This is a genomic window from Shewanella sp. FDAARGOS_354, assembly GCF_002209245.2.
GTDB lineage: Bacteria > Pseudomonadota > Gammaproteobacteria > Enterobacterales > Shewanellaceae > Shewanella > Shewanella xiamenensis.
On record NZ_CP022089.2, the window covers coordinates 1,139,053 to 1,154,477 of the forward strand.

Annotated in this window: 14 protein-coding genes; 10 read left to right on the plus strand and 4 right to left on the minus strand. The window is 45.5% G+C overall.

Going from position 1 to position 15,425, the window contains the following annotated elements:
• Nucleotides 1-68 precede the first annotated feature (68 nt).
• The 7 genes from CEQ32_RS05200 (at nt 69) to CEQ32_RS05230 (ending at nt 6,413) form a co-directional block, all read left to right on the plus strand.
• The gene (locus CEQ32_RS05200) at nt 69-1,247 is read left to right on the plus strand and encodes a porin (protein ID WP_088585629.1); all 1,179 of its coding nucleotides are present in this window, start codon (nt 69-71) and stop codon (nt 1,245-1,247) included.
• Between the two features lie 10 nt (nt 1,248-1,257).
• Nucleotides 1,258-1,695, plus strand: a complete 438-nt coding sequence (locus tag CEQ32_RS05205; RefSeq protein WP_088585630.1) for a substrate-binding domain-containing protein — start codon at nt 1,258-1,260, stop codon at nt 1,693-1,695.
• 421 nt (nt 1,696-2,116) lie between these two features.
• Complete coding sequence (gene can, locus CEQ32_RS05210; protein WP_037418751.1) at nt 2,117-2,722, plus strand: carbonate dehydratase; 606 nt, start codon at nt 2,117-2,119, stop codon at nt 2,720-2,722.
• A 349-nt stretch (nt 2,723-3,071) separates the two neighbouring features.
• Nucleotides 3,072-4,259 (plus strand): 8-amino-3,8-dideoxy-alpha-D-manno-octulosonate transaminase KdnA, encoded by a 1,188-nt coding sequence (kdnA, locus tag CEQ32_RS05215; protein WP_037418748.1) that lies wholly within the window; start codon nt 3,072-3,074, stop codon nt 4,257-4,259.
• Nucleotides 4,260-4,278: 19 nt separating this feature from the next.
• Entirely contained in the window at nt 4,279-5,349 is a 1,071-nt protein-coding gene (gene kdnB, locus CEQ32_RS05220; protein WP_088585631.1) for a 3-deoxy-alpha-D-manno-octulosonate 8-oxidase KdnB, read from the plus strand.
• A gap of 82 nt (nt 5,350-5,431) precedes the next feature.
• Nucleotides 5,432-6,169: an 8-amino-3,8-dideoxy-manno-octulosonate cytidylyltransferase KdsB gene (gene kdsB, locus CEQ32_RS05225; RefSeq protein WP_088585632.1), complete on the plus strand. Its 738-nt coding sequence runs from the start codon at nt 5,432-5,434 to the stop codon at nt 6,167-6,169.
• A 28-nt stretch (nt 6,170-6,197) separates the two neighbouring features.
• The gene (locus CEQ32_RS05230) at nt 6,198-6,413 is read left to right on the plus strand and encodes a DUF2897 family protein (RefSeq protein WP_088585633.1); all 216 of its coding nucleotides are present in this window, start codon (nt 6,198-6,200) and stop codon (nt 6,411-6,413) included.
• Between the two features lie 225 nt (nt 6,414-6,638).
• Here CEQ32_RS05230 and CEQ32_RS05235 read toward each other — a convergent pair whose 3' ends face one another.
• On the minus strand, nt 6,639-8,021 hold the full coding sequence (locus tag CEQ32_RS05235) for a Na+/H+ antiporter NhaC family protein (RefSeq protein WP_037418738.1): 1,383 nt from the start codon (nt 8,019-8,021) through the stop codon (nt 6,639-6,641).
• A gap of 739 nt (nt 8,022-8,760) precedes the next feature.
• Here CEQ32_RS05235 and CEQ32_RS05240 point away from each other — a divergent pair.
• The 3 genes from CEQ32_RS05240 to CEQ32_RS05250 all read left to right on the plus strand — a co-directional run bounded on the left by CEQ32_RS05240 (nt 8,761) and on the right by CEQ32_RS05250 (nt 12,149).
• Nucleotides 8,761-9,975 carry a pyridoxal phosphate-dependent aminotransferase gene (locus tag CEQ32_RS05240; RefSeq protein WP_037418735.1) on the plus strand — a complete coding sequence of 405 codons (1,215 nt, stop codon included), beginning with the start codon at nt 8,761-8,763 and terminating at the stop codon, nt 9,973-9,975.
• Between the two features lie 220 nt (nt 9,976-10,195).
• On the plus strand, nt 10,196-10,783 hold the full coding sequence (gene yfbR / locus CEQ32_RS05245; protein ID WP_088585634.1) for a 5'-deoxynucleotidase: 588 nt from the start codon (nt 10,196-10,198) through the stop codon (nt 10,781-10,783).
• A 25-nt stretch (nt 10,784-10,808) separates the two neighbouring features.
• Nucleotides 10,809-12,149 carry an anti-phage deoxyguanosine triphosphatase gene (locus tag CEQ32_RS05250; protein WP_069455006.1) on the plus strand — a complete coding sequence of 447 codons (1,341 nt, stop codon included), beginning with the start codon at nt 10,809-10,811 and terminating at the stop codon, nt 12,147-12,149.
• A 71-nt stretch (nt 12,150-12,220) separates the two neighbouring features.
• Here CEQ32_RS05250 and CEQ32_RS05255 read toward each other — a convergent pair whose 3' ends face one another.
• Genes CEQ32_RS05255 through pgl form a run of 3 tightly spaced genes read right to left on the minus strand, consistent with a single transcriptional unit; the run spans nt 12,221 to nt 15,420 of the window.
• Entirely contained in the window at nt 12,221-12,862 is a 642-nt protein-coding gene (locus CEQ32_RS05255; protein WP_088585635.1) for a bifunctional 4-hydroxy-2-oxoglutarate aldolase/2-dehydro-3-deoxy-phosphogluconate aldolase, read from the minus strand.
• A gap of 20 nt (nt 12,863-12,882) precedes the next feature.
• Entirely contained in the window at nt 12,883-14,709 is a 1,827-nt protein-coding gene (gene edd, locus CEQ32_RS05260; RefSeq protein ID WP_088585636.1) for a phosphogluconate dehydratase, read from the minus strand.
• 12 nt (nt 14,710-14,721) lie between these two features.
• Nucleotides 14,722-15,420: a 6-phosphogluconolactonase gene (gene pgl, locus CEQ32_RS05265; RefSeq protein WP_037418721.1), complete on the minus strand. Its 699-nt coding sequence runs from the start codon at nt 15,418-15,420 to the stop codon at nt 14,722-14,724.
• Nucleotides 15,421-15,425 lie beyond the last annotated feature (5 nt).

The following is a 15,425-nucleotide window of genomic DNA, read 5'->3' on the forward strand; positions in this document are numbered from 1 at the left end:
GCAAAATCGTGAAAACACCAAAAATTCAACTACCTTTAAACTGTATTCCCTCAAAAAGGTTTCCTAACATGAGAAAAAGTACAGTTGCATTAGGTGTGTTGACCGCACTCTATATTCCATCCCTTTACGCGAATGTTGAAATAAACGGCTTTGCCTCCATTGTTGCTGGCTCAAGCTTATCCGATGATAAAAGTTACTACGGTTATGATAAAGAAATCGACTTTAATAATGACTCCAAAGTCGCATTACAATTTGCCGCAGATTTAGGGAGCGGCTTACGCGCAACCGCACAAGTCCTCTCCCGTGGCAGTGACGATTATAGTGCAGAGTTTGAATGGGCTTATATTTCCTATGACATTAGCGATAAGTTGATGCTAATGGCTGGAAGACAACGATTTAATCTTTACAAATATTCCGATTATATCGATGTTGGCTATGCCTACCATTGGATAACGCCACCAAGGGGAGTCTATTCGCTCCCCTTTAATTCTGGCGAAGGCGTTGGTTTAGTTTATTCAGATTTATGGGGCAATACTGAAGTTGGCTTAACCTATAAATATATTACGACATCGGTGTCTGACTATGCGCCTGTCGGTTCATCAACGCCCCCAGCGCCCTTTTCCGCCAAGGGCCATATTATGAACTTCAATTTTAGCACCGCTGGATTTGAGTACGGTTTAAATGTAGGGATAGTCACGGATTTCTCATATGAACTGCCAGCACTACTTGGTTTGGGTGAAGCCATTTCCCAAACAGGTTTATTCGATGATCAAGTTGTAAATGACTTATTAGCGATAGAGGATAGTGCCTTACTTATTGGCGCTAACGTGAAATATGACGCAGGAAAGTGGTTTATATTAGCGGAATACACCCGAATAGACGTCGACCCTAGCAGTTTTAATATTCAAGATTCTGCCTTTGTTTCAGCGGGTGTTCGTTACCATGATTTTACCTTCCATTTAACCTATGGCATTGATAAAGGTGACCCACAATATGATGCCTATGATGCAATGTTGCCTGTCTACAACGCCCTACCACCGGCCAATCAAGCAGCTCTCACACCATTAGTGATGGGAACGAAAGCCGCATTAGAAGCACAACAAGAGGATAGTTCCTATTACATCATCGGAACCCGCTGGGATTTTCATCCCTCTGCGGCGCTAAAACTGGAATACACCAATTACAGTAATGATAAGCCGACCTCCGACGAACAACTCTTAAGCATGGCTGTTGATCTTGTTTTCTAAGGAGTCATTTATGAATTTACCTCACATTGCTAAATACATCGTCAAGCCAATCAGCTTGTGTGCACTCCTATTGCTCAGTCAATGGGCTCAAGCGGAAATCGCCGTAATCGTTCACCCTTCGAACAGTTCAGAGATATCAGCTGCCGATATTTCAAGAATTTATTCGGGAAAGCTTAAAACCTTTTCGACAGGAGGCACGATTGTCGCACTCGATCAAGCGGAAGGCTCACCTGCCAGGGAAGCCTTTGTAAAACAAATCCTCAATAAAACAGAAAGTCAGTTAAAAGCCTATTGGTCAAAACTCGTATTTTCTGGACAAGGACAACCGCCTAAAGTGGTCGAATCCAGTGCTGAGATTCTTAGTCTCGTCGCCGCCAATCCAAATATGATCGGCTTTGTGGATGCAGCAGAAGTGACGCCCAATGTCAAAGTTGTAGGTAAGTTTTAGGGATTAACCTGATTGTACCTATTGATGCCTTCTTTCAATAAGAAGGCATCAAATTTTTACATTAAGCATTTTAAATCATATAGATATACACAACCCCGGCCTAAGTTAAACGAAAAGTTCTGCGTGATTGCGCCATGCGCAATAACAGATTTCCCCATTCATTCCCGTGTTACCTCATTTGCCAACAGTAACATTGAGCTCTTAAGCGCAGGCTAAATAAATTTTATCCAAAAAATTCAAAGCATTAGACAAAATTATTTAACTATTGATGGAATTAAGTCACGTTCAAACCTGAGTTTAAACTTAATTGGATAGACCAGAGGCCACGATTTTGCTGGTATACTCAATCGCAAAAAAGGTGCGGCTTGCATCATTTAGGGCAAAAGACATTTTAATATGTCCAATAAAACAATAGGTTAAAATGAAATTACTCAAACCCTTATTCGATAATAACCGCCGTTGGGCCGGACGCATCAGTCAAGAACACCCTGATTTTTTTGAACAACTGGCAAAACAGCAAAACCCTGAGTATCTCTGGATTGGTTGTTCCGACAGCCGAGTTCCTTCTAACCAAATCATCGATTTAATGCCTGGCGAAGTCTTTGTTCACCGCAATATAGCCAATATGGTGATCCATACCGATCTTAACTGTCTGTCAGTACTGCAATACGCCATCGATGTGCTTAAAGTGAAACATATTATGGTCGTCGGTCACTACGGCTGCGGTGGAGTACGTGCTGCAATGGGGAATCAGCGCCTTGGACTTATCGATAACTGGCTAGGTCATTTGCGCGATGTCTATCGCCTACATCATGATGAATTAATGCAAATGGATGAAGCCAAACGTTTTGATCGCCTGTGTGAGCTCAATGTGATTGAACAGGTTTCCAATGTCACCAGTAGTACTATCGTGCAAGAAGCCTGGTCTCGCGGCCAAGAACTGGCTGTCCATGGGTGGATTTACGGTATCGATAATGGTCTATTAACGGATCTTGATGTTACGGTAGACCGTGCACAAGTCGTGTAAATGCTCATACTGCGATTGAGATTAACACCGAGATTGCATGACAAGGTTACACCACAAAAACCTGCCACTGTGCAGGTTTTTGGTTTTACGCCCTAAAGGCAAAGACTCACTATTCATTTACGAAAAATAACCAAAATCTATCTCAAGGAGACCATTTCACTTCATCGCGTTAGACAACATTTATCATTTCATTCATCTAGTCTTGCTAAGTGAGCAAAAACTAAGCGCGAAATCTCAACATGACCTTATTTTCATCAAGAAAACATCGCAAGGGATCTTTAGCCCAGTTATAATCCGCCAGTTAATTGCAGCGCGACCATGCGCCACAAATTCTAAGGAGATACCTTCCATGCCCGGTTTTGAATTATTTGGTCCAGAAGAAAAACAAGAAGTTGCCGATGTGATGGAGCACGGCTTTACCTTCCGTTATAACTTCGACCATATGCGTAATGATCGCTGGAAGACTCGCGATATGGAGCAACTGCTCTGCGAGAAAATGAATGTTAAGCATGCTCATCTGTTATCAAGCGGTACCGCCGCGCTGCAAACGGCGATGATGGCCGCGGGCATTGGCGCTGGCGATGAAGTTATCGTGCCACCTTTTACCTTCGTAGCGTCTGTAGAAGCGATTTTCATGGCCGGTGCAGTACCGATTTTTGCCGAAATCGACGAAACCCTGTGTTTATCACCAGAAGGCATTGAAGCGGCAATTACTCCACGTACTAAAGCGGTAAACTTAGTACACATGTGTGGCTCTATGGCCAAGATGGACGAAATCAAAGCCATTTGTAAAAAGCACAACTTAGTATTGTTAGAAGATGCTTGCCAAGCCATTGGCGGCAGCTACAAGGGCCAAGCCCTTGGTACTATCGGTGATGTAGGTTGTTACTCTTTCGATTCTGTTAAAACCATCACCTGTGGTGAAGGCGGGGCGGTGATCACCAATAATACCGAAATTTACGATAACGCCCACCAGTTCTCCGATCACGGCCATGACCATATTGGTAAAGACCGTGGCGCCGAGTCACACCCGATTATGGGTCTGAATTTCCGTATCTCTGAAATGAATGCGGCCTTAGGGTTAGCCCAGTTACGTAAACTCGATACCATTATCGACATTCAACGTAAAAACAAAAAAGCCATTAAAGAAGCTATGGCGAGCATTCCTGAAGTCAGCTTCCGCGAAATCCCCGATCCAGAGGGTGATTCAGCTGGCTTCTTAAGCTTTATGTTACCAACAGAAGCCCGTACCCAAGAGATCAGCAAGAAATTAGCTGCAAATGGTGTAGATGGCTGCTTCTACTGGTACGTGAACAACTGGCATTATCTGAAAAACTGGAAACACATTCAGGAGCTTAAGGCCCCTGCTGCGTTACCAATCACATTAATCGCCGACCGACCTGACTATACTCAAATTTCTGTGCCGAAATCTGATGCCATTATGAGCCGCACTATTTCTATGCTCATTAAATTGTCTTGGACCGATGCTCAGATTGCCGAGCGTATTGAAAACATTAAGAAAGCATTTGCCCAATAATTAAACGGGAGTTTTTGCAATGAGTTTTAAAAATTTTAAAGTAGTTGAAAAGATGATCTTCGGTCGTGGCTCTTTCGCTCAGTTAGACGACGTCTTAGCTGCACAGCGTAAAAACGACGATGACTTCGTGGTATTTTTAGTCGATGACGTTCACCAAGGCAAACCACTCGAAGCACGCATCCCAGTCAAAGCCCAAGACTTACTGATTTGGGTTAACGTTGATGAAGAGCCAAGCACGATTCAAATCGATGCCCTGACCGAACAAGTGCAAGCTTTCAATAGCAAACTGCCCGTCAGCGTCGTTGGTTTAGGTGGCGGTTCAACCATGGACGTGGCAAAAGCGGTATCGCTAATGCTGACCAACCCAGGCGGCTCAGCCATGTACCAAGGTTGGGATTTAATCAAAAACCCAGCGGTACACCACATTGGTATTCCAACAATTTCTGGTACCGGTGCTGAAGCATCACGCACAGCGGTATTGTGTGGTCCAGTGCGTAAACTAGGTCTGAACTCAGACTACACTGTGTTCGACCAAATCATCATGGACTCAGAGTTAATCGATGGCGTTGAAACTGACCAGTGGTTCTACACCGGTATGGATTGCTATATCCACTGTGTGGAATCCTTAGAAGGTACCTTCTTAAACGAATTCTCTAAAGCCTATGCCGAAAAAGCCATGGAGCTTTGCCGCCAAGTGTACTTAGAAGATCACCCAGAAAAAGACGACAAGCTGATGATGGCGTCATTTATGGGCGGTATGAGTATCGCTTACAGCCAAGTAGGTGCATGCCACGCGGTATCCTATGGTCTGTCTTACATCCTCGGCTACCACCATGGTATCGGTAACTGTATCGCCTTTGACGTGTTAGAAGAATTCTACCCAGAAGGTGTGGCAGAGTTCCGTCAGATGATGAAGAAACACAACATCACTCTGCCAAAGAACATCTGTAAAGATCTACCAGATGAAACCATCGCGAAAATGGTTGCCGTGACTAAGAGCATGGGTCCATTATGGGCAAACGTGTACGGCCCAACATGGGAAGAGAAAGTCACTGACGAAATGTTGACTGCCCTGTTCCGTCGCATTTAAGCTCTCAAGCAGATGACAAGGGCTCATTGTGAGCCCTTTTGTCTATCTACACTGCATATCTCTGATAAAGTAGGATAATTTAATGAATGTGACTCTGTTAATCCCGGCGCGTTATGGTTCAAGCCGCTTCCCGGGCAAGCCCTTAGCCCCGATTAACGGCAAGCCGATGATCCAACACGTGTATGAACGCGCGTCGTTAGCCAAAGGCCTCACCAATATTTACGTTGCAACCGATGATGAGCGTATTAAAAGCGCCGTAGAAGGTTTTGGCGGCAAAGTGGTCATGACCAGCCCTGATGCGGCATCGGGCACAGACCGTATCAATGATGCGATTAACCAATTAGGTTTAAAGGATGACGATCTGGTCATCAACCTTCAGGGCGACCAACCCCTAATCGACCCGACTTCCATCGAGCAAGTGATCAGCCTCTTCGAACGTCATCCAGGCGAGTTTGAAATGGCGACCCTCAGCTATGAAATTGTCAACAAGGCCGAACTTGACGATCCTATGCATGTGAAGATGGTGTTCGATAACGACTATTACGCGCTGTATTTCTCCCGCGCGCGTATTCCCTTCGGTCGCGATACCAAAGATTATCCAGTTTACAAGCACTTAGGCGTGTATGCTTACACCAGCAGATTTGTGCAAGCCTTTGCAGCCCTACCTTTAGGTCGTCTCGAAGATCTTGAAAAGTTAGAGCAGCTACGCGCCCTAGAACATGGCCATAAGATCAAAGTCGCTATCAGTGCCTTCGACTCAATCGAAGTTGACACGCCAGAAGATATTCGTAAGTGTGAGCAGCGCTTAGCCGTTGATTAATCAGGGTGTTGCTCAATAAGGAGTTGTTATGTCGAGCTTAGAAGTGTGGATCATTATAATTTTGGTGGTAGGTGTGATTGCCAGCAATCTTGCCGCACTGAAATACAGTGCCAAATTCAAACTGCCACAGTTTGGTCAGCACGATAAAGAGAAACAACTAAAATCCGACATGACTCAGCCTCCACACGAAGCCGATAGTAACGAAACGCAAAATCCAGATAAGTCTTCGAATCAGTCCAAATAGACTAAGATTAACATTCATCTTGATCTCCCCTCACAAAAAGGCGCATCGGCGTCTTTTTGCATTTCTTACCATCCCTTTAAATCCTACTTCAGATTTTGTAACAAACGAACTCAAGTGATTCATCCATAAACTAGCGGTTAGCACAAAGCTACAATTAACATTCGCGCATAAAAAAACCAGCCGAAGCTGGTTTTTTATGTATTAAGTCATGTATTAAGTCACGTATTAAGCAATCAGGATAAAGCCAAAGAATGCAATAACCGCGGCAATTAGCGCATAAGGTAGCTGAGTCACCGCATGGCTTACTAAGTTACAACCCGAGCCTTGGGCAGCTAAAACGGTTGAATCAGAGTAAAAACACGCTTGGCTACCAAAAGAAGAAGCCGACAACAGCGCACCAATCACTAATGGAATATCCGCACCCACCGATTGCGCCAGTGGCATCACAATTGGGATGGTTACTGCAAAAATTCCCCAACTAGAACCCGTCGCAAAGGCCAAAATCGCCATTGATAGGAATACCACGGCAGGTAACAGCTTAGGCGTCATAAATGGGCTTAAAGATTCAATCACGTACTGTGGCAGTAATAGCGCATCACACACATCTTTAAACACAAATGCCGCAATTACGGTACCAATAGCTGGCAACATGCTCTTAAAACCATCAATCATTTGATCCATCATTTCTGAGAGAGGCATCAAACGCTGAACTGCATAGTAAGGGAGCGTGATAACCAGCGTCGCTAATAACCCTTTCCACACGTCGATATCAAAATAAACGGTAAAAGCAACCAGTAATAAAATTGGCACTAAAAAGTTATGCAATTTGCCTTGATTGTCAGCATGCTTAAACTCTTCTTCAATTGCCGCGATGGCATATTCATCAGAGGTTTGCACTTGGTCTAAATCGACTTGCGCTTCAGCGGGCTCGCCTTTTGCTGCGCGCAACTCGGCTTTTTTCATCGGGCCAATAGCAGGTACCACGCCCAATGCAACCAGTAATACCATCGCGACGGCTAACCAAGCATAAAGCATATAGGGTATAGCTTGCATGTAGACGCTAATGCCCTGACCTTCAGCGGCCACCCCGTTATCGACCAGTAAGCCACCAAAAAACACCGCCCACGTGGAGAGCGGCACTAATACACACACAGGAGCCGCTGTGGAATCCACCACATAAGCCAGCATTTCGCGGGAGACTTTAAACTTATCCGTTACACGCTTCATGGTTTCACCCACAGTTAGCGCATTCAGATAGTCATCAATAAAAATCACAATCCCCAGAATAAAGGTCATAAACAGGGAAGATCTTGGCCCTTTTGCAAATTTCAATGCATTTCGACCAAATGCCAAAGCACCGCCAGTACGTACTAACAGTGCAATCAAAGCACCAAAACAGCCACACACCAAAATCAACCAACCGATAGTTTCATCGGCCATGACTTTTAATGAAGTACTTGCAAAATTATTTAAAACTTGCGTTGGATCAAGTAACAAAAAACCCGTTACCGCACCAATGATCAAAGATAAAATGGGGCGGCGTAACCAAACGGCCAACACCAATACCACCAAAGGTGGAATAAGACTTAACGCTGTCGGTTCAGACATGCACTTAGGTCCTCTAAATAAGTCGCCTAAAAGGCAAAAGTTTTTAGAACAGCGCCTGAAATCACCTCGATAACGGACGCCAATATTGCTGCTTCATGATGACTAACTCCGCTGATAAAACCTGCTAAAAGCTTGTTATCTTAGGTGCCCTGCCGAAAACATCGCGCAGAAAATAAAGCGCATCGAATATCGAGTCAACTATAAATTTATGCTAGCGCTAAATAATTTTTCATCTTGAATTAAAAAACGATTTATCAACTTGATTTTAAACAAAATAGCTAGAGTGTGATGAATTTTTTATTTCAACCTAAATGCTTAATAAGCATTCAGTTAATCTGCCTAAATATCGAAAAATTACCGAATGCAGGATAATGCGACATTAACTTAAATCAACTCTGATAAATCAGCAGTTAAGCAAACACTGATTAACATTTTTACTAACATCTTGCCCCTAGGGTAATGCGGTTGTAGTAAAACAGAGTGCATGAGCCAATGCAGCCTAATTGATAGGTACAAAGGCTAACCCCACAACAAGATGCAGTATAAAAAATCAAAATTAGACACAATAACGGCATATATAACTTGTATAAATTTATTTAATGCCAGGTTAAAGCATATTTAACTAGTACGTTTAATAAAAAAACATGGTATTTGTGCTCAATGCCCCTTCCTTAAACCAGATAATTTCGTTATGGTGCACAAACTTAAGCCAAAATTAACTGCATGTTTCGAGGTGTAAATGCGCCCTATCATCAAATCCAATAAGCTGGATACTGTTTGCTACGACATCCGCGGCCCAGTGCACAAGGAAGCCAGACGTTTAGAAGACGAAGGCCACAGGATCCTCAAACTCAATATTGGTAACCCTGCTCCCTTCGGTTTTGAAGCACCAGAAGAAATTGTGCGCGATGTGATCCTTAATCTCCCGAGTGCCCAGGGCTACTGTGAATCAAAAGGATTATTCTCAGCCCGCAAGGCAATAGTGCAGCATTATCAAGCGCAGGGTATCTATGGCGTTGATATCGAAGATGTCTATATTGGTAACGGCGTGTCAGAACTGATCATGATGGCTATGCAGGGCTTATTGAACACCGCTGATGAAGTACTGATCCCTTCACCCGATTACCCACTGTGGACGGCCGCTGCTAACTTAGCCGGCGGTAAAGCCGTACATTATCGCTGTGATGAAGAAGCGGATTGGTTTCCCGATCTTGATGATATTAAGAGCAAAATATCTTCTCGCACCCGTGGTATTGTACTGATCAACCCGAATAATCCTACGGGCGCGGTTTACAGCAAAGAATTACTGCTGCAAGTTATCGAGCTTTGCCGTGAACACAACCTGATTTTATTTGCTGATGAAATTTACGACAAAATTTTATACGACGAAGCCAAACATATTCCTGCGGCTAGTCTGTCGGACGATATTTTAACGGTTACCTTCAATGGACTATCCAAGGCTTATCGCGCTGCGGGCTTTCGTGTTGGTTGGATGATGTTGTCTGGCAATCTTAAAGCTGCAAAGAGTTATATCGAAGGGTTAGAGATGCTCTCCTCGATGCGCCTGTGTGCCAACGTGCCCAATCAACATGCGATTCAAACCGCACTCGGTGGCTATCAAAGTATTAACGAGCTGATACTGCCTAATGGCCGCCTCACAGTCCAAAGGGATGCCTGTTACGAGCTGTTGAATCAAATCCCAGGCGTGAGCGTGAAAAAGCCTAAGGGCGCACTCTATGCTTTCCCCAAATTGGATATGAAAAAGTTCAATCTCAGGGATGATGAACGCCTAGTACTCGATTTATTAAGGGATAAAAAAATCCTATTAGTGCACGGCACGGCCTTTAATTGGCCGGAACCTGATCATCTCCGAGTGGTGTTTTTACCCTATAAAGAAGATCTGACGAAGGCATTAACTGAATTTGGTAACTTCCTGGAAGCCTATAAACAATAAATGGGTTTCAGCATCACGCTTACTTAGCGAACCTAGGCAATAAAGCGATCAACAAGATCGCTTTATTTTTGTATTTGTTCTGTAAATCCTGCCATTATTTCACTCACTTATCCTTGCGATAAGTGTTAGGCTTACGCTCAATAGCCGTACTTGCACTTTGCTTTTCACTTATCTTCAGAGTCGAGTGACGCGCCTTTTAGCCTTCATTTAAAGGAGCTTTATGAGTCATTTATTTGCCCACCTTGCCAGAATGAAACTTATCCAGCGCTGGCCTTTAATGTACAACGTGCGCACCGAAAACGTTCAGGAACACTCTCTGCAAGTCGCCATGGTGGCACACGCCTTAGTCATCATCAGTAATAAGAAATTTGGCACGAATCTCGATGCCCATCAAGCTACCAGTTTGGCTATATTCCATGATGCCAGTGAGATCTTAACTGGCGATTTACCCACCCCGGTGAAGTATTTCAATAAAGAAATTGAAGCCGAGTATAAAAAAATTGAAGCCATTGCCGAGCAGCGCATGCTCGATATGGTACCTGATGAATTTAAAGAGGATTATCGCAGCCTGTTTATCAGCGATAACGCCGATCCAATCTACAAAGCCATAGTTAAATCAGCCGATACCCTGTGTGCTTACCTGAAGTGTTTAGAGGAAAATCGCGCTGGCAATACTGAATTTAACACCGCACGAAAACGCCTCGAAGCCATGCTCGAGTCCAATCCTAATCCTGCCGTGAAATATTTTATGGATTGCTTTGTACCCAGTTTTACCTTGAATTTAGACGAAATAAACAAGATGCTCTGATGTACCACTCCCGCTAGGAATGCATATGACCTCAAGTGTTTGGCAAGAACGCCGCCATGGTGAAGATAAACAAAGACGTAATGATCATCGCAGCCCATACCAAAGGGACAGGGCGCGGATCCTCCACTCTGCTGCATTTCGTCGCCTGCAAGCAAAAACCCAAGTGCTTGGCGTAGGCATGAATGACTTCTATCGCACACGCTTAACCCACTCATTAGAAGTCTCACAAATCGGCACGGGGATCGCCGCTCAGCTAAGTCGTAAATATCCCGAGCATAAGCCCTTATTAGACTCAATGAGTTTGCTGGAATCATTATGCCTTGCCCATGATATTGGCCATCCGCCCTTTGGTCATGGTGGTGAAGTAGCCCTTAACTATATGATGCGCCACCACGGAGGCTTTGAAGGCAATGGCCAGACATTTCGTATTCTCTCTAAACTCGAGCCCTACACCTTAGATTTTGGGATGAATCTGTGCCGCAGAACCATGTTAGGAATTTTAAAATATCCCGCACCACAATCGCACCTGTTTGTCGCAGGCAATCATCCTGAAATCACCAACCACAGACAGCTTAAACCGTCACAATGGCCGCCAGTTAAAGGCATATTCGACGATGATAATGACATCTTCGACTGGGTGCTTGAGCCATTATCTGCGGCAGATAGAACTCGTTTTACCTCAGTCCAACCAAGTGTTCAGCCCAACTACCCGCACCTGCGTACCCAATATAAATCCTTCGATTGCTCCATCATGGAGCTGGCGGACGATATTGCCTATGCAGTACATGATCTTGAAGATGCCATCGTCATGGGGATAGTAACCGCATCACAATGGCAGCAGGATGTGGCGCCAACATTTGAGCACAGTAATGATCTCTGGATCCGCCAAGAATTGGCCGATATCGGTACTAAACTGTTCTCCCACGAGCATCATCTGCGTAAAGATGCCATAGGTACCTTAGTGAATGGCTTTGTCACCGCCATTATCATCAATGACGATCCGGCTTTCGAGGAACCGTTGCTGCGGTTTAATGCCAGCCTTGAACCCGACTTTGCCCATGCGCTCAATGTATTAAAACAGCTAGTGTATAAATATGTTATCCGTAAACCCGAGATCCAAATGCTCGAATACAAAGGGCAACAAATTGTGATGGGGTTATTTGAAGCATTTGCCTCCGATCCCGAGCGCCTGTTACCGCTTAACACTCAAGAGCGGTGGCGCGCAAGCGAACAACAGGGTCTAAACAGTCACAGAGTCTTAGCCGATTATATATCAGGGATGACGGACGAGTTTGCAGGACGACTTTACCAGCAGTTATTTAGCCCCAAAGCTGGTTCCAACGTGGAACTCAGCAAAGAAATGTAGTGCTGAACAGATAATAAAAAACCACCGCAAGGTGGTTTTTTTATTATCTGTGAGATCAACACTTAAGCGGTTTAGAGCCCGCCAATCGCCTCTTTACAGAGCTGAGTGATACGATCCCAATCGCCCAGCTCCATCGCATCAGTAGGCGCAATCCAACTGCCACCAATACAATCCACATTTTTAAGCGCTAAGTAATCTTTATAGCTGCTCGGGGTAATACCACCTGTCGGGCAGAAGCGGATATCGGCTAATGGGCCAGAGAAAGCCTTGAGTGCATCCACTCCACCAGACGCTTCAGCAGGGAAGAATTTAAAGTGGGTGTAACCAAGCGCCATACCCGTCATCACTTCGGAAATACTGGCAACGCCAGGAATTAACGGCACCGGGCCTTGCATCCCCGCTTTGAGCAGTTCAACTGTTGCACCAGGGGTGATAATAAATTGCGCGCCCGCAGCAATCGCTTGCTCAAGCTGGGCTTCATTTAAAATAGTCCCCGCGCCGACCAGCGCCTCTGGTACTTCCTTAGCGATTTTGGTGATCGCTTCAAGAGCACACGGCGTGCGTAATGTCACTTCTAACACGCTAATCCCACCGGCTACCAGTGCTTTGGCTAACGGCACCGCATGTTCAATCTTGTTAATCACCATAACAGGAACAATAGGGCTGCGTTTAAAAATATCTTGTGGTTGTAATGACCAGTTATTCTCAAGCATTGCGTTATTCTTCCTTTGTATTAGTAAAGTTCATCGATGGCGCTAGTACTACGCGCACCGGTTTCTGGACTGCTTAAGTTTGAACGCAGAGCCCCAAATAACTCACGACCCATGCCATAACGAGAATGGCGTAAATCAATTTCAGCGGCAGTTCTGGCTGCAAGCACGGTGTCTGAGACTAATAAACTCAGCTCGCCGGTCAGCGCATCAACACGAATTAAATCGCCATCTTGTACCTTGGCAATTAACCCACCATCAATCGCTTCTGGGGTTAAATGAATTGCCGCCGGTACTTTGCCCGATGCGCCCGACATACGACCGTCGGTCATCAGCGCCACTTTAAAGCCTTTATCCTGTAGTGAACCTAGCAGCGGCGTTAGTTTATGCAGCTCTGGCATACCGTTGGCTTTCGGCCCTTGGCCTTTCACCACCACCACACAATCTCGGTCTAATGCGCCGGATTTAAATAACGCATCGAGCTTGTTTTGATCGTCAATCACCACAGCGGGCGCTTCCACCACACGGTGCTGCGGTTGAACGGCAGACACTTTTATCACCGCGCGGCCTAAGTTACCCTTGAGCAGCTTTAAACCACCGTTGTTTTGGAAAGGCGTAGCGACAGAGGTTAATACTTCTGTATCTAAGCTGACGGTTGGACCATCGACCCAGCGCAGCTCGCCATCGAGCAATTTTGGCTCTTGGGTGTAACGACGTAGACCAAAACCAGCAACTGTGTTGACATCCTCGTGCACTAAGCCCGCATCGAGTAATTCCTTGATAAGGAAAGCCATCCCGCCCGCGGCGTGGAAATGGTTAATGTCCGCGTGACCGTTTGGATAAACCCGAGCCAGCAATGGCACCGCATCGGATAATTCAGAAAAATCATCCCAGTTGACAATAATGCCCGCTGCACGCGCCGCCGCCACGATATGCATGGTTAAGTTTGTTGAGCCACCGGTCGCCAGCAATGCAACAATGCCGTTCACTATCGATTTTTCATTAACAATTTCACCGATTGGACTGTACTGAGTGCCCAGTTCGGTTAAGCGACAAACTTGCTTAGCCGCCATTTTGTTTAAGGCTTCACGCAGCGGATCATCAGGATTCACAAAAGATGAACCAGGCAATTGTAGGCCCATGACTTCAAGCATCAGTTGGTTCGAGTTAGCCGTACCATAAAAGGTACAAGTACCCGCACTGTGGTAAGACTGGGCTTCCGCTTCGAGCAGTTGTGCTCTATCGACCTTACCTTGGGCAAATTGCTGACGAATACGGGCTTTTTCCTTGTTAGGAATACCCGATTTCATCGGGCCTGCTGGCACAAACAGCATAGGTAAATGGCCAAAACTTAACGCACCAATCAATAAACCAGGCACAATTTTGTCGCAAATACCAAGGAGTAAGGCGCCATCGAACATATTGTGAGATAAGCCAACCGCGGTTGCCATGGCAATCACTTCACGACTCAGTAAGCTCAGCTCCATCCCGGGTTGACCTTGAGTCACGCCGTCACACATGGCGGGAACACCACCGGCCACCTGTGCAACACTACCCACTTCCTGACAGGCCTTTTTCAATAAATCAGGATACGTTTCATAGGGTTGATGTGCCGACAACATATCGTTGAATGCAGTAATAATCCCGATATTGGCCTTCGTCAATTGACGTAATGCGTTTTTATCATCGGGGTTACAAGCCGCAAAACCATGGGCTAAGTTACCGCAGCTTAACGAGCTACGGTGTACGCCATGGTTACGGGCATCGTTTAATGCAGCAAGGTATGCTTCACGTGATGCTTTGCTACGGGCAATAATTCTGTCGGTAACAGATTGAACGACTGAATGCATGAGAGTGACTCCTTAAGCGCTCCAGAACACGTCAACGGGCGTTTTACGCTGCGCTAATACGGCTCTGATAGGCATAGCATTAACATCATCATTTTCTAAGGCTTGACGATATACGGATAATTTCTGTTCCCCAACCAAATGCAGATAAATCTGACGGCTATTGAGGATCGCATTCTTAGATAATGTGATCCGACCATGGGGCGCCGTGGTGGGATTGGTTGCCACGCACAAAGCTTGAGTAGTTAAGGCATCGTTTAACTCAGCACTGCAAGGGAACCATGAGCAAGTGTGGCCATCGTTGCCCATCCCGAGCACCACCACATCGAAGGGACGCGGGAAGTTAGACAGCAACTCGGCGGTCATATCGGCGCCCGCTTCGGCGGTGGAAAACATATTCTTTAATCCGCGGAACTTGGCATTGGCCGCGCGGTTTTGCAATAAATGCTCGCGCACTAAACGTTCGTTAGAGGCGCTATCTTCGACATCGACCCAACGCTCATCGGCAAGCGTAATGTAAACATCACTCCAGTCGATAGATTTCATGCTAAGTAGCTCAAACAGTTTCAGCGGCGTTGAGCCGCCAGAGACCACTAAACTCGCCTTACCACGGGCATCCACCGCTTCTTGTAACTGGCTAGCGATCTTATTCGCTAACTGTTGCTCGAGCGCAGCAGGTGTATCAAAGGATTTAAATACGGTTTCTTTAATCATCAAAG